General features: G+C 36.9%; 1 protein-coding gene. It reads right to left on the minus strand.

The features are described from left to right. Window positions 1-245: 245 nt before the first annotated feature. Entirely contained in the window at window positions 246-980 is a 735-nt protein-coding gene (locus tag ACFSQS_RS16125) for a hypothetical protein (RefSeq protein WP_388021251.1), read from the minus strand. Between the last annotated feature and the right edge of the window lie 156 nt (window positions 981-1,136).

Raw genomic sequence — 1,136 nt, forward strand, 5'->3', positions numbered from 1 at the left:
TTTTCACTTTGCAAAATGGCGTATAGCTGCCTGTTCTGCGGCGTTTTCACGCCGTAGTGCAGGCAGCGCAGCTGCGCGGGACGTTCGGCGGTATGTGCCCGATAGGGCTAAATGCCGCCGAACGTGTACGTGTATGATTTCGTTGCGTGTTTCTAGCAACTAATTTAGCAAATACAAACCGAATAGAAAATCCGCGAGGATTTTCGTAAGTAGGCGAGTACAAGCAATGAATTATACACGTTGTTCTACGCAGTTTTTTTCCATAAATTGTTCAGCGACTTTTTCACTTTTCCTTTAATTTCGTAAAAATAAGCTCTATTTCCTTTTATGATTACTTTCTTATTTCTCGGCATTCTTTCTTTATCGATAGGAACAACAACATCTATTTCGTAATAGTCAGAATTTTTGTTTTCAGTTTTGAGTTCTATGAAATCTGTGAATCCATAAGTGTAAATTCCGATTTTCTCAATGTCTTTTTTTGCTATTCTGAAAGTATTTGTTGAGTCTAAATTCACTCTGTTTCGGATACGAGGTGCCCAAGCGCAACTTCCTTCTTTTAGCCATTCTCTTGTTAAATGCTTGTATTTTCTCCTTTTGTTAAAGTACAGAGTTAGTAATTCAAATTCCGATTTTTGGTTTTCAATCAAGTTTTGATTTTCGTAAAGTTCAATATAATGATTGACTTTAATTTCAATTGAGTCTTTAAGTCCGATTTGCTTTTCGATTATATTCACAGTTGGCTCTCGCCTTTGTAAATCTGGATTTAGAATAACTTCTCCATCTTTTAAAATCCATTTTCCTTCGTTTGTATAATCTTTAAAGGTTTGTGGGTAAACATAATCAGTTGTTCGCAATCGAAAAGTTCCGTCCGCTTTTAATTCCAATTCGGTTATTAATGCTTTTCCATTGGGCATCCAATCTCCATATTTTCCGACGTATTTAGAAATATCATTTTGTGCTTCAACATTTAGTGTAAGCATCAAGATTGTTAATATGTAAAATATTTGTCTCAAATTGCGTAGAACGTCCCGCGCAGCTATGCGCTGTTTTGCAAAGTGAAAAGTAGTGAAACGTTTTCACTTTGCAAAATGGCGTATAGCTGCCTGTTCTGCGGCGTTTTCACGCCGTAGTGCAGG

The organism is Gelatiniphilus marinus, from assembly GCF_042684345.1.
Classification (GTDB): domain Bacteria; phylum Bacteroidota; class Bacteroidia; order Flavobacteriales; family Flavobacteriaceae; genus Gelatiniphilus; species Gelatiniphilus marinus.

What these genes read in the sequence shown, in the direction of transcription:
- ACFSQS_RS16125 (WP_388021251.1), bottom strand. Translation starts at nt 980, where the DNA reads ATGCTTACACTAAATGTTGAAGCACAAAATGATATTTCTAAATACGTC.